The sequence below is a fragment of the Streptomyces prunicolor NBRC 13075 genome (assembly GCF_000367365.1).
Classification (GTDB): Bacteria; Actinomycetota; Actinomycetes; order Streptomycetales; family Streptomycetaceae; genus Streptomyces; species Streptomyces prunicolor.
The window spans coordinates 1-20,993 of the sequence record NZ_BARF01000022.1 but is presented as its reverse complement, the minus strand read 5'-3'; the positions used below and the strand labels follow the sequence as shown (position 1 = coordinate 20,993).

The 20,993-nt window shown below is 71.1% G+C and carries 13 protein-coding genes; 4 read left to right on the top strand and 9 right to left on the bottom strand.

From position 1 onward, the window contains the following. Positions 1-249 precede the first annotated feature (249 nt). The gene (locus SPR02S_RS60045) at positions 250-831 is read left to right on the top strand and encodes a hypothetical protein (protein WP_174447531.1); all 582 of its coding nucleotides are present in this window, start codon (positions 250-252) and stop codon (positions 829-831) included. On the opposite strand, the gene SPR02S_RS09680 is transcribed toward SPR02S_RS60045, so the two are convergent. Further along, a complete protein-coding gene (locus tag SPR02S_RS09680; RefSeq protein WP_019056749.1) occupies positions 791-1,264 on the bottom strand; it encodes a MarR family winged helix-turn-helix transcriptional regulator in 474 nt (157 codons plus the stop codon). The two genes, SPR02S_RS60045 and SPR02S_RS09680, sit on opposite strands and share 41 nt — an antisense overlap. 131 nt (positions 1,265-1,395) lie before the next feature. Here SPR02S_RS09680 and SPR02S_RS09675 point away from each other — a divergent pair, with 131 nt between their 5' ends. Then, positions 1,396-1,809, top strand: coding sequence for an organic hydroperoxide resistance protein (locus SPR02S_RS09675; protein ID WP_019056748.1), 414 nt, complete (start codon positions 1,396-1,398; stop codon positions 1,807-1,809). Positions 1,810-1,892: 83 nt separating this feature from the next. On the opposite strand, the gene SPR02S_RS09670 is transcribed toward SPR02S_RS09675, so the two are convergent. The 8 genes from SPR02S_RS09670 to SPR02S_RS09635 form a co-directional block, all read right to left on the bottom strand. Beyond that, positions 1,893-3,191, bottom strand: coding sequence for a hypothetical protein (locus SPR02S_RS09670; RefSeq protein WP_026150377.1), 1,299 nt, complete (start codon positions 3,189-3,191; stop codon positions 1,893-1,895). Then, positions 3,188-5,413, bottom strand: a complete 2,226-nt coding sequence (locus SPR02S_RS09665) for a bifunctional glycosyltransferase/CDP-glycerol:glycerophosphate glycerophosphotransferase (protein ID WP_019056746.1) — start codon at positions 5,411-5,413, stop codon at positions 3,188-3,190. Before SPR02S_RS09665 ends, SPR02S_RS09670 begins: the two co-directional genes overlap by 4 nt. Positions 5,414-5,420: 7 nt before the next feature. Continuing rightward, entirely contained in the window at positions 5,421-7,613 is a 2,193-nt protein-coding gene (locus tag SPR02S_RS09660; RefSeq protein ID WP_019056745.1) for a bifunctional glycosyltransferase/CDP-glycerol:glycerophosphate glycerophosphotransferase, read from the bottom strand. 150 nt (positions 7,614-7,763) lie between these two features. Next, a complete protein-coding gene (locus tag SPR02S_RS09655; protein WP_019056744.1) occupies positions 7,764-10,025 on the bottom strand; it encodes a bifunctional glycosyltransferase/CDP-glycerol:glycerophosphate glycerophosphotransferase in 2,262 nt (753 codons plus the stop codon). A gap of 165 nt (positions 10,026-10,190) precedes the next feature. Continuing rightward, positions 10,191-11,099: a carbohydrate ABC transporter permease gene (locus tag SPR02S_RS09650; protein WP_019056743.1), complete on the bottom strand. Its 909-nt coding sequence runs from the start codon at positions 11,097-11,099 to the stop codon at positions 10,191-10,193. Then, positions 11,096-12,436 carry a carbohydrate ABC transporter permease gene (locus tag SPR02S_RS09645; RefSeq protein ID WP_019056742.1) on the bottom strand — a complete coding sequence of 447 codons (1,341 nt, stop codon included), beginning with the start codon at positions 12,434-12,436 and terminating at the stop codon, positions 11,096-11,098. Before SPR02S_RS09645 ends, SPR02S_RS09650 begins: the two co-directional genes overlap by 4 nt. Before the next feature lie 7 nt (positions 12,437-12,443). Continuing rightward, entirely contained in the window at positions 12,444-13,829 is a 1,386-nt protein-coding gene (locus tag SPR02S_RS09640; protein ID WP_019056741.1) for an ABC transporter substrate-binding protein, read from the bottom strand. A 155-nt stretch (positions 13,830-13,984) separates the two neighbouring features. Next, positions 13,985-17,749 carry an FHA domain-containing protein gene (locus tag SPR02S_RS09635; protein WP_026150375.1) on the bottom strand — a complete coding sequence of 1,255 codons (3,765 nt, stop codon included), beginning with the start codon at positions 17,747-17,749 and terminating at the stop codon, positions 13,985-13,987. 345 nt (positions 17,750-18,094) lie between these two features. Between SPR02S_RS09635 and SPR02S_RS09630 the strand changes: the two genes are divergently transcribed. Both SPR02S_RS09630 and SPR02S_RS09625 read left to right on the top strand, forming a co-directional pair. Then, positions 18,095-19,822 carry a serine/threonine-protein kinase gene (locus SPR02S_RS09630; protein ID WP_019056739.1) on the top strand — a complete coding sequence of 576 codons (1,728 nt, stop codon included), beginning with the start codon at positions 18,095-18,097 and terminating at the stop codon, positions 19,820-19,822. 131 nt (positions 19,823-19,953) lie between these two features. Beyond that, the coding region (locus SPR02S_RS09625) for a serine/threonine-protein kinase (RefSeq protein ID WP_019056738.1) at positions 19,954-20,993 on the top strand (1,040 nt) is incomplete at its 3' end.

Genomic DNA, 20,993 nt, shown 5'->3' with positions numbered 1-20,993 from the left:
GGAGCCGGAGCCGGAGCCGGAGCCGGAGCCCGAGACAGAGCCGCAGCCGCAGCCGGAGCCCGAGACAGAGACAGAGCCGGAAGCGCAGGCGAAGCCGGAGCTGGAGGCGGGAGCCGATCCGCAGCCGCAACCACAAGCCGCCCATCTCTCACCGGAGTTGACCGTACGACCCTCCTGAGGCCCGACACCCGACGCCCCCCGACCGACCGCCGCCCACTCCGCCGCACTCTCCTCGCCAACCGCACCCCCATGGCCACCCTCGCCACCCGAGCCAACCTCATCACCCTCGCAGGCGTCCTAGCCGCAACCGCCCCCTTCCTCCACGGCCTCCCCGCCTACCGGAACGACCGCTCCGCAGCCAACCGCCCCGAGAATCTCGCTGCCGTCTCCGCACTCGCTGGACGTGAACTCCGGCCCGGCGACCCGGTGTTGTTCCTGCCGTCGTTCTGGCGGGTGACCGCGTCGGCGTATCCGGGGCCGTTCGTCGGGGCCCGGGATCTGGCGTTGGGGGAGTCGGGGGCGAGTTCCGGAACGCTCAGTGGGCGTGAGGTGGGCCCGGGGGAGTTGCGGGCGCGGCTCGCCGGGGTGGACCGGGTCTGGATCGTCGCGCAGTCGAATCTGCTGCCCTCGCGCTGGGTACCCGGCGACCCGACCGACCGGGTCAAACTCGACGTCGTGGACGGGGAGTTCGCGCGAAGGCAGGAGTACGTTCGAGGGCGAGTGAAACTGGCCCTCTACATCCGCCGGATGCCCCCACAGCCGACGCAGTCAACGCAGTCGGTGTCCGCGCCTACGCCTCATCCAACGTCGCCGAATCCAACGCCCCCGTGAGCTGGTCAAGCCGCTCCCGCAACGCCCGGATCTCATCAAGGTCGAACCCGGTCGCCCCAAGAATCCGCCGAGGCACCTCGACCGCCCGCTCGCGCAGCGCAACCCCCTCATCGGTGAGCCGCACCTCCACCGACCGCTCGTCACGGACGCTGCGCTCACGCCGTACCAGACCCGCCGTCTCCAGCCGCTTGAGCAGCGGGGACAGCGTGCCCGAGTCGAGCCGCAGGTGTTCGCCGAGCTTCTTGACCGGCAGTTCGCCGTGCTCCCACAGCACCAGCATCACCAGGTACTGCGGATACGTGAGCCCGAGATCCTTGAGGATCACGCGGTACACACCGCCGAACGCGCGCGACGCGGCGTTCAGGGAGAAGCAGATCTGCTGGTCGAGGCGGAGCCAGTCGTTGGTGGGGGAGGCGGCCGGAGTGGTGGTCATGCCTCCAGGATAGCGCTAGCGGGCCATTTAGTTGTGGGCAATTGAATTGTGTGCTCTACTTGTCGTCGTGAGGCGGCCCGGACATCCGGACCGGTCACCCCCACCAAGACTTCCGAGAGGGATGGTTTCCAATGGACGCGATCTACACCGCCGTAGCCACCGCCACCCACGGCCGCGACGGTCGCGCGGTCAGCAACGACGGCAAGATCGACCTTCAGCTCGGCATTCCGGTCGAGATGGGCGGCAACGGCCAGGGCACCAACCCTGAGCAGCTGTTCGCCGCCGGTTACGCCGCCTGTTTCGGCAGCGCCCTCGGCCTCGTCGGCCGGCAGGCGAAGGTCGACGTCACCGACGCGGCCGTCACCGCCGAGGTCGGCATCGGCAAGCAGGGTGAGGGCTTCGGCCTCAAGGTGACCCTCCGCGTCGAGCTCCCCGACACCGTGGACGAGGCGACCGGCCGCAAGCTGGTCGAGACTGCCCACCAGGTCTGCCCCTACTCGAACGCGACCCGCGGCAACATCGAGGTCGACCTCGTCATCGAGTAGTCACTACGACACTCCCGTGACCCGGCACAAAGGTGGCCGACGGCATACGCGCCGTCGGCCACCTCGTCGTACCGCACCTCACCTCACCGCACCGACTGAGCGTGCTCCCCAACTCCCTGCCCAGGAACCGGCGTTGGCACAGACACACCCGCAACAGCCTTCCCCCGCACCACGCTCTCCAGCAGCAACGGCACCCCCACCACCGGCAACAACCACACCAGCACGATCAACCGCCCACCCCACACGCTGACATCGGGATGCGCGGCCTGCGTGAGAATCCCCGTGAACGCGGTAGCGATCAGGAACACCCCGAACGCCGGCCGCCGCACCGCACCCCACACCCCCGCGCCCAGCGCAGCCGCAAGCATCGGCTGCCACAGCTGCTGCCGCGTCCACTCGACCCAGAAGTTCGCTTCCAGGTGCAGGAATTCGGGCCACAGCCGCGTGCGGTCGGGCCGGGCGTAGTGATCGGTGAGCAGGTCCTGAAGGCTGTCGGTCTGCGACGGGTAGTGCAGCGCGCTCGCCAGAACCAGCGTGCCCAGCGCGGCAGTTGCGCCCAACACGGCAATAGCCACCAACGCCCGCCCCGGCACCCGCCCACGCCGCATTCGCCCTACGGCGACCACCGCACCCGCACCGGCCAGGCACAGCCCGAGGAACAGGGACTGCGAGTGCTTGACGGTGAAGAGAAGCACCAACGAACCACCCACCAACGCGAGCCCGACACGCGAACGTTGCCCCTTCAGCACCAGCGCGCAGCCCCACAACGCCGCCAGCGTCAGGGCCGTCATCAGCCCCTCGGTCATCGGCCGCATCGAGGTCGTCCCACACGGCAGCACGTAATAAAGAGCCTGCCCGGTCAACGCGAACGGCACCGATACGGACAACGTGCGCAGAATCAGGAAGACGAGGATCCCGCCCGCGACCGTGAGGACGACACTCGCCGACCACATCCCCCAGACCGGCCCGAGCAGCGTCACGAACGGCACCAGGAACACCGGGTATCCGGGCCGCACTTCAAAGATCCGCATGAACCGCTCCGACGTGAACGGCGTGATGAACCCGCCCGTCTGCCCGGCCCGCAGCCGCGCGTCCACCCCCCGCCACTCCGCGTCCCGGCACTTCTTCGTAACCCGCGCGGCCGGGTCCTTGCCGTGGAAGTTCAACGGGTTCACGCTCTGGTCGCGCCGCGCGTTCGCCCCCTGGCTCGCACAGCTGTAGTCGATGGCGACGGTCGCCGCCTCCCGCTCGCTCGCACCGCGCAGACTCATCGCGTACGACAGGTAGTTCTTCGTGTCGGGGGTCGCCCGCCCGGTGACATTGGCGAGTTGGAGCACCGCGAACACCGCGGCCAGCACCAGCACCCAGGTACGCGGCCTCATGAGGACGCCAACTGGTCGTGACCGGCGGCAGGAGAGGGGACCCGCGCCCCGGACTCGGTCTGCGGCAGCCAGCCCTCGTCACCCAGAAGCAGGGTCCGTACGACCCTCTCCGCAGCCCTCCCGTCATCGAACTCGCAGTACCGCGCCCGGAATTCACCCCGCAGCCGCGCCGAGTCCTCGTCCCGCCAGGCACCCGACGCGAACACCCACGCCAACTCCCGGTAGGAACCGGACACATGACCCGGTGGCGCGGCGGTGACGTCGAAATAGGTGCCCCGGCTGGCCGCGTACGCCTCCCGGTCGTCGGCGTGCAGCACGATCGGCCGGTCGAGGTTGGCGTAGTCGAACATCAGGGCCGAGTAGTCGGTGACGAGCACGTCGGACGCCAACATGACGTCCTCCACGGAGGGTTCGTCGGTCGCGTCGACAAGAACACCCCGCCGGTGCAGATCCGCGAGGCCCATGCCGCGCGCGGGTCCGGTCGCGAGGGACGGATGCAGCCGTACGACGAGGGCGTGCTCCGGACCGAGATCCTCGGCGAACCGGGCCAGGTCCAGCCGGTCCACATGCCCTCCCCGGACGTACTCACGCCGGGTCGGCGCGTACAGCACGACGGTGTGCTCGGCGGGGATGCCGAGCCGCTCACGAACTGCCGTCCCCGCTCCCGGTGTTGCGCCGACGAGCACGTCATTGCGCGGACTCCCCGTCCGCACCGAGGCGAAGTGACACGGATACGCCCGCTCCCACACCAGCTCCGAGTGCCGGTTGGCGACCAGGCTGTGGTCCCAGCGGTCGGCGCGGCGCAGCATCTGCGGGACGTCGACGCCGTAGCGGGCGCCGGGCTTGTCCAGCAGGTCCGCCGCCATGTACTTGAGCGGGGTGCCCTGGTGGGTGTGGATGTGGACGCTGCCGGGGCGCTTGGCGAGGGTGCCGGGCCAATTGACGTTGTTCACGAAGTACTTGGCGCGGGCGGTGAGTTGGCGGTACCGCAGAGTGTTGAGGAGGACGTGCTCGACGTCCGGCGGCAACAACGCGGCCTGTTCCGCGTCCTGTACGACCCACACGCCCCGGAGGTGCGGGGCGATCTCCTTCGCCTTGTAGTAGACGGCGGCCGGGTCGCCGAGGACCCCGCGGTGCGAAAAGGCCGAGTACACAACGAGGTTGGGGTCGAGGGAGCGGCGAGCGTGCAGTGCGGACAAGCCGCCCTTGACCCGTCCGGCCGCCGACTTACGGGCCTGCAACGCCCGGCGTTGGAGCTGTCGACCGCCCCGCCCCGCCTGTCGCCGGACCCGGTACAGCGCGTAACTGCCTTCCAGAGCACGGACTTCGGCGTCCGCCTTCGCGCCGCCCGCCGGCTTGTGCTTGGCGAACAGCTCGGCCGTGCGACGGAAGAACTCGGCCTTGTCGGAGGGGGGCAGCCGGTCCGGCTTGCCGAGGATGTCGAGACAGTGCTCGGCCATCTTGCGGTGCAGGTACGGGCGCCAACTCGCCAGCTCCGGGCGGGAGTCGACGAACGCGAAGACCCGCTCGTACTGGTCGTGGATGTCGAAGTGCTTGCGGCTGGTGGTGGACAGGATGTTGCCCTGCCGCCGCTGCCGGTAGTTCAGGCAGATCCGGTCGAGGGTGGCGATCCGCTCGGAGCTGAGCAGCACCGGGAACGTCCAGGGCGTGTCCTCGTAGTAGCCCGGCGGGAACTCGAAGGCGTGCTTGTGCACGAACTCCCGGCGGTACACCTTGTTCCACACGACCATCAACAGGTCGAGGATCTCGGGGTGTTCGGCGACCGTGAAGGTGCCGTCGACCTCGGTGAGGACGTGCGCGAGGACGTTGCGCCGGGTGCCGCCCCACCAGTAGGTGCGCGCGTAGTCGAAGACCAGCACGTCCGGATCGCCGCTCGCGTCGAGCCGGTCGGCCATCGCGCGCAGGGCGCCCGGGGTGAGGGTGTCGTCGCTGTCGAGGAAGAACAGGAAGTCGCCGGTGGCCAGGGGCATTCCGGCGTTGCGGGCGCGGCCGAGGCCGACGTTCTCCGGCAGGTGCAGCACCTGCACGCGCGGGTCGCGGGCCGCGTACTCGTCGAGGATCGCGCCGCACCCGTCCGGCGAGCAGTCGTTCACGGCGATCACCTCGATGTCCTGGTACGACTGCTCCAGAACCGAGTCGAGGCACTCGCGCAGAAAGCCCTGCACCTTGAAGACGGGGACGATGACACTGAAGCGGGGCACTTCGGGTTCAGCTCCTTACGAGGGTGGCGGCGGGGGCCGGGACGCGCTCCGCGAGCGGGATCACGGCCGGGATCGACTCCGGCGGCTCACCGAGGAACACCCGGCGTACGACCCGCTCGGCGGCCAGCCCGTCGTCGAACTCGCAGAAACGGGACCGGAATTCGGCCCGCAGGGCACTGGACTCCGCCCCCGCGTACGAGCCGTCGCGGAACACCTGCGCCAACTCCTCGGGCGTCCGCGCGACCGGTCCCGGCGGCGCCTCCATGAGGTCGAAGTAGACGCCCCGCGTCTCCCGGTAGACCCCCCAGTCGTCGGCGTACACGACGATCGGCCGGTCGAGGTTGGCGTAGTCGAACATGATTGACGAGTAGTCCGTGACCAGCGCGTCGGCGGCCAGACACACGTCCTCGGAGGAGCGGTGTCCGGTCACGTCGATGATCCGGCCGCTGCTCTTCGCGCGGCCCTGGTCGTAGAAGTAGTGGGCGCGCAGCAGCACGACCACGTCGTCGCCGGCCGCCGCGCAGAAGGCCTCCAGATCGAGGCCGGTGTCGAAGCCGGTCTGGTAGTCGCGGTGGGTGGGCGCGTACAGGACGGCCGTCTTGCCCTCCGGGACCCCCAACTCCCGCCGCACACGCGCCACTTCGTCCGCCGTCGCCGTGTAGTAGACGTCGTTGCGCGGATAGCCGTACTCCAACGCCTCGTACGAGCCGGGGAAGGCGCGTTCCCACATCTGGGTGGAGTGCCGGTTGGAGGAGATGTTGTAGTCCCAACGGTCCACCCGGGCCAGCAACTTGGCGAAGCTGCCGGTCGCCGCGGCCACCACCGGGTACGTCGACTGGTCGACGCCCATCTTCTTCAGCGGGGTCCCGTGCTGCGTCTGGACGTGCACGCTGCCGGGACGCTTGACGACGCCCTCCGCGAAGTTGGCGTTGTTCACCAGGTACTTGGCCCGCGCCAGCACCTCCCAGTACTTCCGGCTGCCGATGACGGCGTGCTCGACACCCTTCGGTACGGCGTCCACCGCGTCCGGCTCCACCAGGAACACCGAGCGGATGTGCGGGGCGAGTTGGCTCGCCCTGGCGTGGATCGCGGCCGGGCTGCACGCGTAGCCGCGTCCCCAATAGGCGCAGTAGACAGCCAAGTTGGGGTCGAGTCGGCGGCGCAGGGCACGAGCGTAGCGGAGCCGGGTGCGCAGCATCCGGGGGCGCGGGACCCGCTCGGCCGCCCCCGACGCCGACCGGTTGGCACCGCGCAGCGCCTTGAACGCCATGTACGCCCCCGACGCCAGCAGCCGGTGCTGCACTCCCAGACTCCCGCCCGGCGCACGGAAGTCGGCGGGCCGGTGACTGCGGTAGAGCCGCCCGGCCCGGCGGAAGAAGGCGCGGTGTCCGGAGGGGAGCCGTTCGGGTCGGGAGGCGGTCTTCAGCACCACGGCGAAGAGCTGCTCGAACAGCGCCTGCGACCGCTCGGGAGACAGGCGCTCCGCCGCGCCGAGCACCAACTCCACCTGGTCGAGGAGCTGATGGTGGTGCTCGCCGGGCAGGTTGAGCCGGCTGCCCTGCCTGCGCAGCAGATGCCGTACGACCACCGAGCGCAGCACCGCGACCCGCTCGGCGGCGACGGTGACCCGGCCGCCCCAGCCGAGGTCGGTGAACCGGCCCTCGGGGAAGGTGAGTTGGTGGTCGGTGAGGAAGGCGCGGCGATAGGCCGCGCTCCACGCCGGGAGTTGTACGCCCGTCAACTGCGGTGCCTGCGCGGGGGAGAAGGCGCCCGCCGGGGTCTTCGCGAGCAGCGGGGCGGCCGGGTTGGTGGGCTCGCCCTCCCACCACGGGGTCCGCTCGTGCTCGAAGTACAGGGCATCGACGTCACCGGTCTCCGCGAGCCGGGCGTCCAGCGCGGCCAGTGCGCCCGGGGCGAGGGTGTCGTCGCCGTCCAGGAAGAGGACGTAGGCGCCGGTCGCCGCCCGTAGCCCGGTGTTGCGGGCCCCGCTGAGCCCCGCGGAGGGTGGCGAGTTGACCGGGGCCACCCGGGAGTCCCGCCCGGTGTGAGCGTCGGCGACGTCGGCGGCCGGGGAGCCGGGGGCGTCGCAGACCGGGATCAGCTCGAAGTCGCCGTAGGACTGCGCGAGGACCGAGTCCAGGGCCTGGGAGAGCCGGCCGGCGACCCCGTGGGACGGGACGATGATGCTGAAGCGGGGCATTCTGTTCTTTCTCCAGTGGTCCGGAGGGGTCCGGTGTCAGTGCGCGCGACAGGCCCTGGGGCGTCCGGTCGGGCGCCAGGTGGTCGGGCGGGTCGGTGTCGGTCGCGAAGGGCTTGACGGCATGCGAACTCCCCGGTGTGGGAACGGCGTTCAGAGTCGGTCGGTGACGGGCAGGGACGTCGCGGGCTGTGGCACGGTGGCGAGCGGGGAGCGCGTGAGGCTCGCGGCGGCCGACGGCACCGGGTGGCGGTCGGCGAGCGGTACCACCGGCGGGAGGTCGGTTTCGCCCAACACCACGTGGCGTACGACCCGTTCGGCGGCGCGGCCGTCGTCATAGGGGCAGAAGCGCTCGCGGAACGCGGTGCGCAGCTGGGTCGAGCGGGAGCCGCGCCAGTGGTCGGTCGCGAAGATGTCGATCAGTTCGTCCTCGCTGCGGGCGACCGCGCCCGGCGGGAAGGCGCGCAGGTCGAAGTAGGTGCCGCGGGCCGCCTCGTAGGCCTCCCAGTCGTCGGCGTGGATGACGATCGGGCGGTCGAGGTTGGCGTAGTCGAACATCAGGGACGAGTAGTCGGTGACCAACGCGTCCGAGGCGAGGCACAGCGACTCGACGCTGGGGTGGTCGGTGACGTCGATGATCCGGCCGGACGCGGCGGCGGCCAGTGGGCCCTCGTGCCAGTAGTGGGCGCGGGCCAGCACGACGAAGCGCGGGCCGAGGCGGCGCAGGACGCGGTCGAGGTCGAGATGAGCGCGCTGGGTGCGGCGGTAGTCGCGGTGGGTCGGGGCGTAGAGGAGGGCGATCGCGTCCTGCGGGATGCCGAGCGACTCGCGCAGGCGGTGCACGTCGGCCGAAGTCGCCTGCTGGAACACGTCGTTGCGCGGGTAGCCGTAGGCGAGCGTGGTGTAGCTGCCGGGGTAGACCCGCTCCCAGGTCAGGGTGGTGTGGCGGTTGGGGGACAGGACGTGGTCCCACTTGTCGACGCCCTTGAGGAGCTCGCCGAAGTCCATGTCCCGTGCGGCTGCCGGGCGTTCCTGGAGGTCGAGGCCCATGTGCTTGAGCGGGGTGCCGTGTTGGGTCTGGATCATGACCTGGCCGGGGCGCTTGACCAGTCGGCGGTCGAAGTTGACGTTGTTCACCAGGTACTTGGAGCGGGCCAACGCCGTCCAGTAGGAAGCCGTGTTGGGGCGCAGTCTGCGCGTCGCGGCCGGGATCGTGTGGTGGTGCTCGGGGCGGGCGATCCACGCGGTGCGGATGTGCGGGGCGTGGGTGCGGAACGCGCTCTCCAGCGCGCCCGGGTTGCAGCTGTGGCCGCGTCCCCAGTAGGCGGCGAACACCGCGCGATTCCTTAGCGGGAGCCGGAGTTGGATCCGGTAGTGGAGTTGGAGGACAGCTGCCCTGAGCGTGCGGAGGGCCTTCGCGGTGAGCTTGACCGCGCTGCGGCGCCAGCTCATCGCCGCCTGCAGGGTGCGGAACGTGCGGTGGACGCCGAAGTGGACGAGCGTGTGACGCATCCGGGTGCGCACCGGGACCGGGGTGCCGGGGATGCGGTAACGGCGGTAGTGCGCACGGGCCTTGCGTAGGAACTCGGCGCGGGTGCCGCGCGGGAGGCGGCCGGGCTTGGTGAACACCGTCGCGAGGTGGTCGACCATGCGGCGGAACAACACCGGCCGCCACTGGTCGAGTTCGGGGTGCGCGTCGACGAACGCGAAGACCCGGTCGTACTGGTCGAAGACGTCGAAGTGGCAACGGCTGGTGGTGCCGAGGATGTTGCCCTGGCGGCGCTGGCGGTAGTGGACGCAGACCCGGTCGAGGGTCGCGATCGTCTCCGCCGTCATCAGGACCGGGTAGGTCCACGGGGTGTCCTCGTAGTAGCCGGGCGGGAAGGCGAAGCCCTCGCGCTCGACGAACTCCCGTCGGTACGCCTTGTTCCAGGCGACCATGATGACCCGCAGCAGCCCGGGGCGGTCCTCCAGCCGGAAGGGCGCCGGGCCCTGTTCGGTCAACTGGGCGGCGACCTTGTTGCGTTGGGCCTCGCCCGACCAGTAGGTGCGGGCGTAGTCGAAGACCAGGACGTCCGGCTCGCCGGTCTCCTTGAGCCGGTCGGCGATCGAGCGCAGGGCGTCCGGCGTGAGCGTGTCGTCGCTGTCGAGGAACACGAGATAGTCGCCGGTCGCCTGTGCCAGACCGGCGTTGCGGGCGCGGCCGAGGCCCTGGTTCTCGGGGAGATGGACGGCGCGCACACGGGCGTCGCGGGCCGCGAACTCGTCGATGATCGCGCCGCAGGCGTCCGGCGAGCAGTCGTCGACCGCGATCAACTCCAGATCGGGATACGACTGGGAGAGCACCGATTCCAGGCATTCGTGCAGGTACGCCTGGACCTTGTACGCGGGGACAATGACACTGAACCTGGGCAAGGGACATCCATGGGTCGGTCGGCGCGGGCGTTCTGCCCGGGAACGGCCGATGGAGTGACTTGGTTACGCCGGGTACGGCATACGGGGGATCCCCGGTGAACGGGAAAAGGCGGGCCGGTGACGGCCCGCCTCCCGAAATGCGCCCCGTTTGACGCTATTTGTGGGCTATTTGACCGCGCCCGCCATCACGCCGGACACGAACTGCCGCTGGAACGCGAAGAACACGGCCAGCGGGATCACCATGGAGATGAACGCACCGGGTGCCAGCACGTCGATGTTGTTGCCGAACTGGCGTACCTGCGTCTGCAGTGCGACCGTGATCGGCTGCGTGCTGGACTTGGTGAACACCAGCGCGACCAGCATGTCGTTCCACACCCACAGGAACTGGAAGATGCCCAGGCTCGCGATCGCGGGCCCGCCCAGCGGCATCACGACCCGCGCGAACAGCCGCAGTTCACCCGCGCCGTCCAGCCGGGCCGCCTCCAGGAGTTCGCGAGGGATCTCCGCGAAGAAGTTCCGCAGCAGGAACACCGCGAACGGCAGCCCGTAGCCGACATGGAACAGGATCACCCCGAAGATGGTCCCGAACAGGCCGATCTTTCCGAAGAGTTCGGCGATCGGGATCAGCGCGACCTGCACCGGCACCACCAACAGGCTGACCACGCCCAGGAACCACCAGTCGCGGCCCGGGAACTCCATCCACGCGAAGGCGTAGCCCGCGAGCGAGCCGATCACCACGACGAGGATCGTCGCCGGGACGGTGATCAGGACGGTGTTCCACAGCGAGTTGGTGATGTCGCTGTTCTCCAGCAGCGTCTTGTAGCTGTGGAAGGTGAGTTGGGACGGCTGGCTGAAGACCTTCCACCAGCCGCTCGCGTTCATGTCCTCCGGACTGCGCAGCGAGGACAGCAGCAGCCCGAGCGTCGGCACCAGCCAGAACAGGCCGACGACGATCAGGAACACCCGGACCAGACCCCCGCTCGCCGCCGCCGCGAGCCGCCCACCGAGCGACTCCCGCGCCTTGACGACCTCAACTGGCCCGGTTTTACCGAGACTTCCGGCATCCGTGGTCATCGCCGCACCTCCCGCCTGAGCCGACGCACATTGAAGAGCATCACCGGGATCACCAGCAGCAGCAGGAAGACCGAGATCGCGCTGGCCACACCCGGCTGGTCCTCCGAGAAGCCCTTCCGGTACAGCTCCAGGGCCAGCACGTTCGCGTCGTCCTGCGAGGAGCCCGGGGCGATGATGAAGACCAGGTCGAAGATCTTCAGCACGTTGATCATCAGCGTGACGGCGACGACCGCGAGCACCGGCGCGAGCAGCGGCACCGTGACTCTCCGGAACACCTGCCACTCATTGGCCCCGTCGACCCGCGCCGCCTCCAGCAACTCCCGTGGCACACTCGCGAGTCCGGCCGCGATCAGCACCATCGCGAACCCGGCCCACATCCACACGTACGACCCGATGATGGCCGGTGTCACCAACGACGGGCCGAGCCACTCCACTCCGTTGTACGGCGCCTTGAAGTTGCCTGCCGGGAGCCGGAGTTGGGCCCCGTCGGCCTTCGCGGGCAGCGTGAAGGTGCCGTCGCCCGCGGCCTTCGTCGAGGCGACCACCTTGCCGTCCTTGACGGCCTCGATCTTCATCCCGCCGTAGCCGAGTTCGGACGGGTCGACCCCGCCGAGCTTGCCGACGCCCTTGCCGCGGGTGAAGTCCTGCCAGGTCGTGCCGGTGATCTTTCCCGGTTCGGCCTTCGCGGCCACGGCCTTCTTCGCGCCGTCGGGCATCTGGTCGGGGGCGACGCCGACCAGCGGGAGGACGACGGTCTGGCCCGTGTGGACCGTCGTACTGGTGATGAAGCCGCCCTTGTCCGCCTTGAGCGGCGACTCGCGGCCCGGGTGGGCGTTCGGGAACGCCGACGACGAGACGAACGTGTCGTGGATGCCGACCCAGACGGCGTTGGCGACACCTTTGTGCGGGTCCTGGTCGTAGACGAGGCGGAAGATGATGCCGGAGGCCAGCATCGAGATCGCCATCGGCATGAAGACGACCAGCTTGAACGCCGTTCCCCAGCTCACCCGTTCGGTCAGCACCGCGAAGATCAGACCGAGGGCGGTGGCGACCGTCGGCGCGAAGATCACCCAGATGACGTTGTTCTTCAGGGCGGTGCGGATGCCGTCGTCGGTGAACAGGGCCTTGTAGTTGTCGAATCCGGCGAAACCGTCGCCGGCCTGGTTGCCGAAGCTGCGGACCAGCGAGTACCCGATCGGGTAGACCACGAGCGCGCCGAGCAGCACCAGGGCGGGCAGCAGGAACAGCACTGCCACGGTCCTGCGGGTGCCGGTCACGCTCTTGCGGTTGCGGGGAGGGACGGAGGCCCCGGGGGCCTCCGCCGCTGCCGATGCCATCTCGGGCTCAGCTCCCGCTCGCGTACGCCGCCGCCGCGTCCTTCTCCAACTGCGCCTGCGTGCCCGCGATGTTCGTCGGGTTCTTCAGGAAGTCCTGGAGGTCCTTCCACTCGCCCTTGCCCGGGGTCCCGCCGAAGGACTGCGGGGCCTGGTCGGACATGTCGAAGCGGAAGTCGTCACCGGCCGCGATCAGCGCCTTGGCGATCGTCCGCTGCACCGCGTTCGGGTACGCCGAGTCCGGCACGTTCTTGTTCGGGGAGAGATAGCCGCCGAGCTTCGCCTGGATCGTCGCCGCGTCCGGTGAGGCGAGGAAAGTCGCCAGCGCCTGGGCCGCCTTGGAGTCCTTCAGGATGACGGCCGCGTCGCCGCCGGAGACCACGGGCGAGGTCGAGCCCACCGCCGGGAACGGGAACACCTTCGCGTCGGTGCCCACCTTCGCCTTCGTCTGCTGGATGTTGACCTGCGCGAAGTCGCCCTCGTAGACCATCGCGCCCTTCGGTTGGTCGCCGCCGGTGAAGGTCTGGGTCACGGAGGCGGGGAACTCCGTCTGGAGCGCGCCGTTCTGGCCGCCCGCGATATAGGCCTTCTTGCCCCAGATCTGGGCGAGCGTGGTGAGGGCCTCCTTCACGGAGGGGTCCGTCCACTTGATCTTGTGCTGGGCCAGCGCGTCGTACTTCTCCGGGCCCGCCTGCGAGAGATAGACGTTCTCGAACCAGTCCGTCAGCGGCCAGCCGTCCGCGCCGGCGACGTTGAACGGGGTGACCCCGGAGTCGTAGATCGTCTGCGCGGTCTTCAGCAACTCCTGCCAGGTCTTGGGCTCCTTGGCGCCCGCGTTCTCGAAGACCTTGGCGTTGTACCAGATCAGCGACTTGTTGGCGGCCTTGTAGTACACGCCGTACTGCTTGCCGCCGACCTTGCCGATGTCCTGCCAGCCCTGCGAGTAGTTCTTCTGCAACTCCGCGAGCGCGTCGGCTCCCAGGGGCTTGGCCCACTTCTTGTCGACGGCCTGCTTGATGGCGCCGGGCTGCGGGAGCATCGCGATGTCCGGCGGCTGGCCGCCCGCGACCTTCGAGCCGAGGAAGTTGATGATCGGGTCCTGGGCGGGCACGAAGGTGACCTTGGCGCCCGTGCGCTTCTCGAATTCCGCGAGGACCGTCTTGAAGTTCTTCTGCTCGTCACCGGTCCACACGGCGGCCACTTCGAGGCTCGCGCCGTCCAGTTTGGGGAGGGTGACCGTGCCCGCGGTCTCCGAGGGACTGCTGGATTTACTGTCGTCGCTCTTGTCGCCGCCACCTCCACAGGCGGCGAGCGAGAGCGTCAGTGCCCCCGCGGCGACAACTGCCGCTGTACGTACGGTGGTGCGTGTCCGGTGGGTGCTGCTCGTGCTGCGCATCACTGCCCCGTTCTTCGTTCCTCGTCGAACGCTCGAACGCTTCCGTGCGCACTGGTCTACGCCCGGTACTTGAACGCGGCAAGATGGCGTCCGCTGTCAAGTACGCGATCGTGATTGGGTCGTGACGTGGGGTTGTGTGGGCAGCCTGTGAACGATCAGAGGAGCGACGGCACCTCCGCCGCCGACACCGAGCGCGTGGCCCGCTCCAGCGCGCTGGCCAGGAGCGCCAAGTCCGTTGGCCCATTGCCCAGTTCGCGGACCGGGCGGCGGGCCGGGGGGTCGCCCATGCGCTGCCACTCCAGCGGGACGACCGTGGGGCGGAGCGTCGCCGTGCGCGGGATACGACCCGTCACGCGCCCACCCTGGAAGGGGGTCGCCCGGCCGTCCGGCAAGGTCAACCGGCCACGCCCCGGGGCGGGTTCGTCCGGCCCCTGCGTCGTCGCGTCGAGGCTGACCCGGAGGGTGAGGTGCCGCGCGGGTTCGGTCTCCGACGTACGCGCCTCTACGGCGGCAGCCGCCACCAGGTGCACCCCGAGCCGCTCGCCCTCGCGGGCCACCGCCTCCAGTGCGCGTATCACCGACCCGGCGGCAGGGCGCCCGGGGGAGCCCAGCGGGGGTTTCACCAGCGCGTCCAGATCGTCGACCACCACGACAAGCCGGGGCAACGGCGGTGCCGCCTCGGTCTGTTGACGGGCCGCCGCCGACGGGCGCAAGCGGATCGTCGAACTGGACGGGGACTCCAGATCCCCGGCACCGGACGTGCCGCGCTGCGAGATGATCCGCCCCGACACCTCGTGCCGCGAGTGCCACTCGACGAAGCCGATCCGGCCCAGCAACTCGGCCCGCCGCTTCAGCTCGGCGCTCAGCGACTGCGCGAACTCCCGCATGCGGACAGGGTCGTTGGCGGTGAGATGGGTGGTGACATGGGGTACGTCCGTGCAGACCCGCAGGCCCTCGCCGTGGCCGCCGCTCGCGCCGACGCTGTCCCGCCCGTCCATCAGCACGATGCCCAGCCGGTCGGGCCGTTCGGCGGCGGCGAGCGAGGCGACGACCGCCCGCAGCAGCTCCGTACGGCCACTGCCCGGCGGGCCCTCGATCAGCAGATGCGGTCCCTCGGCGGCGAGATCCGCGGTGACCGGACCGCGCGGTCCGGCCCCGAGCACCGCCCAGGCCCGCCCGCCGATCGTGTCCTTGTCGTCCCCCGCGTCCGCCCAACGCGTCAGCAGGGACGCCGGGGTGGCCCGCGCCAGCCCCAACTCGTCCAGCAGCCGCGCCGATGGGGGCAACGGCGCGGACACGCGTGTGTGCCGCTCGGTCGCGGGACCGTCCGCCCGGAGCGGCGCGAGCGCCCGCGCGAAGCGCTCGGCCCAGGCGAGAGACACCGCGTCCACGGCGGCGATGGTGCCGTTGCCTACGGGGCCGGGGCGGGAGAGGTCGCTCTGGCCCAGGTGTGCCTGGTCGGCGTCGGACTGGCCGGGGCGTGACGGCTCTGTGCGGGGAGGTGACGCGCCTGTGCCGGGCCGGGATGCCTCCGTACCGAGCCGTGCTGCTTCCGTGCCGGTTCGCGACGCTCCCGCACCCGGTCGCGTCACCCCCGTACCGCCGGCCCGGGACGCCCCCGTGCCGCCGTGCGCGACCCGCAACAGCCGCAGCGCCGTGGCGACATCACCGCTCAGCAGCGCGACCGCCCCGCACTCCCGGAATGTCGGCGCCGCCGCGCAGGCCGCCTCGTAGGTCTCCGTCACGGGTGACGAGGGCGAGGCCGCTTCCGTCTCGGCGAGGCACACGACGTGGATACCGGCCCGGGGCCCGTCATGGGCCAGCCGCGCCACCGCCTCGCGCACATCGGCCCCACCGGGGTCACCGTCCACCACGAGCACGGTGTACGGCCCCACGAAGCCGTCCGTCGAACCGTCACCGTCGTCGGTGCGGGCCCACGCGGGGCGGTGGGCGGCGCCGCGGAGGGAATCGGCGGAGGTGTCGTCGCCGGTGCCGGACGAACGGGGTCGGGTGGCACCGGACGCCGGGTCGTCGGAGATGCCGGAGCGGTGGTGGTGGGCGTCGTCGGTGGTGTTGTACGTGGTCGGGGTGGCGGAGGTGCCCGTCGCCCCACGCTGCTGACGATCGTCGGCCGTGTGTCGTGCGGCGGCACCCAACTGGCCTTCGGCTGAACCGTGTTGCGCGGCGAGTGAACCGTGTGGCGAGGGAGGGCCCGACCGCCCCTCCGCCGAGCCGCGCTGCGCGCCGATGCCCGGAGTGCGACGGCCGGAGGTGCCGGAGGCGACGCTCGGCCGCCCCGTACCGCCACCGTGCGCGTCCATGGCGTGGTCCTCAAGACGCCGGAGAAGCTCGTCCGTCCGGGCCGTCGCCTGCTCCCGGTCGTAGGCCAGCAGGAGTCGGCAGTCCTGGCCGTGCCCGGGGCGCAGATGCGGCAGCCAGCCGAGCCACGCCCACTCGGCGGTGCGCTCGGCCACCGTACGCGCGCGGTCCGTGCTGATCAGCACGATCTCCAGGGCGTCGGGGGAGTGCAGCGCCGCGAGTTGGGCCACCACCGCGCGGGCCAGCCCCGCCAGCCGCGTGCGCGGACCGGCCAGGCCCAGCGCGCCGACCTCACGGAGCCCGGAGGTCACCGGCACCGCGGCCAGCAGCGCCGAGCCGTCCGGTGTCGCCCGGTCCGCCGTGCCGAGCCGCACCGTGAGCGCCTCGGGGTGACCCGGGGCGCGCTCCCACAGGCGGGGGCCCGGGCCCAGGGCGGTGAGCAGCAGGGCCGCCGGATCGGGCCAGGTGTCCGGCTGTTGGAGCACTACGGGAGGGGGCGGCACGCTCTCGTCGGCGCCCTCCTGGTCGTAGGAGGCGCCGTACGTCGAGTCGTACGACGATTCGGCGTCCTCGGCCGTCGACTCGCCGCGGCCGCCCGTCAGGCGCCGCGCCCACTTGCCGATGCCACCGCGCTTGCGGACACCCTGCGGCACATCGGTGCCCCGGAGTGGGGTGCCCTTGCGTCCGCTGTCGGCGTCGGCGTCGTCATCGGTGAGGATGCGCGAGGTCGTCGTCCGCGCGGAGAACGCGTCGTCCGTGTCCCCGTTCTCAGAAGCCTCGCCGGCCTCGCCGAACACCCCGAAGCGGCCCGCGTGGGTGTCACCGCCGACCTGGACGGCGCGGTGCTCGATGCTCGGGGCGCCGCCCTGGCCCGGGACCACGAGGGGTTCGCTGCGGGGGGCTGCCGGGGTGCCGGGGGACACGCGCACGTGGCCCTCGCCGTCGGGGGCCGTCTCCGCGCGCGCTCCCGGACCGCCGGACGGGGTCAGCCGTAGGGCCGACTCGCCGATGCGCAGCAGCGCGCCCGGAGCGAAGCGCACCGGGCGGGTGCCCACGCGGGTGCCCGCCAGGGTCGTGCCGTTCGTCGAGCCCAGGTCGGCGACCGAGACCCGGCCTCCGGGGTCGACCGTCACCGCGCAGTGCAGCCGGGACACGTCCGGGTCGTCCAGCGGGACGTCGGCGTCGGCGGAGCGGCCGATGTGGATCTGGCCGCCATGGAGGAGGTGCACCCCGCCCGCGTCCGGGCCCGCGACCACATGGAGCTGGGTCGGGGCGTCGTCCAGCTCGGGATGCGCCTCGGGCTCGGCCGGGGCGCCCAGGGACAGCACCGCGCCGTCCGTCAGCGGCGGCTCGCCGAGGGTGCAGCGCTGGGTGTCGAGGCGCTCCACGCCCGCGTACAGCACGATCGGGCCGCCGGACTCGCGGCTCCGCTCGGGCTGGGACACGGCCGCGTCGGCGGAGACCGCCGAGGCCAGCGCGGACGCCACCGCGGCCAGGGCCGTGCCGGCGGGCGCGGTGACCAGCACATCGCAACTCGCGGAGCGGCCCCGCGGCTGCGCGGGCGGCCCCAACGGGTCTACGACGGTCAGCCGGATCTGCATCGCCGTCAGCGGTCCCTTCTGCCCCGGCACGGAATATTCCCCCACCCCGCGCGAGCACATCGGCCAGTACTGCACGCATCCTCGCACCTGCCACTGACAACTCGCCCGGGGCCCGGCACCAAGTGATCTTGATTGGTCAGCTCTGTCCCCAAAAGTGCCTGACCAGTGCCGCACCGGTGATCGAGTGAGACCGGTCATGTCCGGCTTCGGCGACCATTGGGGCAACCGGGAGACCGGGGAGAGCGTCTTTCCTTCGAACATGTACGGCGATGCTTACGTAGGTAGCCCCAAGAGGGGCGGCACTACAGTGGACCGGAACACAGGCAAGCAGCAGGGAGCGCAGACGTGCGGCCGGTAGGCAGCAAGTACCTCCTGGAGGAGCCACTCGGACGCGGCGCCACGGGCACCGTCTGGCGGGCCCGCCAGCGTGAGACCGCGGGCGCCGAGGCAGCCGTCCAGGGCCAGCCCGGCGAGACCGTCGCGATCAAGGTCCTCAAGGAAGAGCTCGCGAACGATCCCGACATCGTGATGCGGTTCCTGCGCGAGCGGTCGGTGCTGCTGCGCCTGACCCACCCGAACATCGTCAGAGTCCGCGACCTCGTCGTGGAAGGCGATCTCCTGGCGCTCGTCATGGACCTCGTCGAGGGCCCCGACCTGCACCACTACCTGCGCGAGAACGGCCCCTTCAGCCCCGTCGGCGCAGCCCTGCTCACCGCGCAGATCGCCGACGCGCTGGCCGCCAGCCACGCCGACGGTGTCGTCCACCGCGACCTGAAGCCGGCGAACGTCCTGCTCAAGCAGGGCGGCGGCCAGATGTACCCGCTGCTCACCGACTTCGGCATCGCCCGCCTCGCCGACTCCCCGGGCCTGACCCGCACGCAGGAGTTCGTCGGCACGCCCGCGTACATCGCGCCGGAGTCCGCCGAGGGCCGCCCGCAGACCTCCGCTGTGGACATCTACGGCGCCGGCATCCTGCTGTACGAGCTGGTCACCGGCCACCCGCCGTTCTCCGGCGGCTCCGCCCTCGAAGTCCTCCACCAGCACCTGAGCGCCGAGCCGCGCCGCCCCTCGACGGTCCCCGACCCCCTGTGGACGGTCATCGAGCGCTGCCTGCGCAAGAACCCGGACGAGCGCCCCAGCGCCGAGAACCTCGCCCGCGGCCTGCGCGTCGTCGCCGAGGGCGTCGGCGTGCACGCGAACTCCGCGCAGATCGCCGCCGCCGAGAACGTCGGCAGGCTGCTGGCCCCCGACCCGGCCCCCGCCGCCGTACCGGGCGTGCCCGGCGCCGCCGACCCGACGCAGGTCCTCTCGCACAGCGCGGGCGCCTACGACCCGAACGCGGCGACCAGCGTCCTCCCGCACACCAGCGGCCCGGTGGGCGCCGCCGACCCGACCACGGTGATGCCGAACCGCGGCGCGGCCGACCCGACCACGGTCATGCCGCAGAACCAGCCCGGGCAGTACGGCCAGCCGAACCAGGCCGGTCCATACGGCCAGCAGAACCAGCAGAACCAGTCCGGCGGCGGCCCCGAGCAGCCGCACCCCTGGCAGAACCAGCTGCGCGCCGCCCGCGACCGTAACGAACAGACCCAGTTCCAGCCCTACCTCGACCCGGCCGAGGACCCGCTGCGCCGCCGCCCCCAGCGCCCGGTCTCCCGCGCACAACAGCCGCAGCAGCCCCGCCAGGCCGCCCAGCAGCGCCCGCAGCAGCGCCCCTCCCAGCGCCAGCAGCCGCAGCAGCAGGGCGGCGGCTACGGCCATCCGCAGCAGCAACAGCCGCAGCAGTACGCCCCGCCGAGCCGCCAGCAGCCCCAGCGGCCCCCGGAGCCGGCCCGCGAGCCCCGGCAGCCGCGGCAGCGCAGCGCCAACCCGATGAAGATCCCCGGGCTCGGCTGCCTGAAGGGCTGTCTGTTCACGATCGTCCTGCTGTTCGTCGCGGGCTGGCTGGTCTGGGAGCTGACCCCGCTTCAGGACTGGATCGGCACGGGCCGGAGCTACTGGCACGAGATCAGCCACGTCGCCGGACAGGTCAGTGGCTGGGTCAAGGACTTGAGTTCCGCGACCGGCAACTGACCCCCGAATCGCCCTTGTCGGACGCTGGGTTGGGGATTTGTCGACACCCAGTGGGTGATTTCCGCCTCCGCGGTGAAGGTTGGCTCATCTGACGCGTAGTTTTAGCGACACACGCGTCGGTAGGAGCAGCCTTGGCACGGAAGATCGGCAGCCGGTACACCGCCAACCAGATCCTGGGGCGGGGCAGTGCCGGCACGGTGTGGCTCGGTGAGGGGCCGGAAGGGCCCGTCGCCGTCAAGCTGCTGCGCGAGGACCTCGCGTCCGACCAGGAACTCGTCGGCCGCTTCGTGCAGGAGCGCACGGCCCTGCTCGGCCTGGAGCACCCGAACATCGTGTCCGTACGGGACCTGGTCGTCGACGGCACCGACCTCGCCCTCGTCATGGACCTGGTCCGGGGCACGGATCTGCGCACCCGCCTCGACCGGGAGCGCCGGCTCTCCCCCGAGGCCGCGGTCGCGATCGTCGCCGACATCGCGGACGGACTCGCGGCGGCCCACGCGGCCGGTGTCGTCCACCGGGACGTCAAGCCGGAGAACGTGCTCCTCGACATGCAGGGCCCGCTCGGCCCCGGTGGCTCGCACCCCGCCCTGCTGACGGACTTCGGGGTCGCCAAGCTCATCGACTCCCCGCGCCGCACCCGCGCGACGAAGATCATCGGCACGCCGGACTATCTCGCCCCCGAGATCGTCGAGGGCCTGCCCCCGCGCGCGGCCGTCGACATCTACGCCCTGGCGACCGTCCTGTACGAACTCCTCGCCGGTTTCACCCCGTTCGGCGGCGGTCACCCCGGTGCGGTGCTACGACGGCACGTCACCGAGACCGTCGTACCGCTGCCCGGGATCCCCGACGAACTCTGGCAGTTGATGGTGCAGTGCCTGGCGAAGGCCCCGGCCTCCCGCCTGCGCGCCTCCGAACTCGCAGCCCGCCTCCGTGAACAACTCCCCCTGCTGGCCGGGATGCCCCCACTGGACGTCGACGAGCCGGACACCGAGGAGGAGGAAGCGGAGCAGGAGGAGACGCCGGTGGCCGCGCCCGCGCGCAGCGAGCGGGTACGCCGGGGCGCCGTACCCCTGGTCCCCGGCGCCAAGCCCGCCGACTCCAACCGGGACACCCATACGTCGATGCGGGTCCCGGCACCGGACGAACTGGCGGGTGGCCCACGCGGCACGGC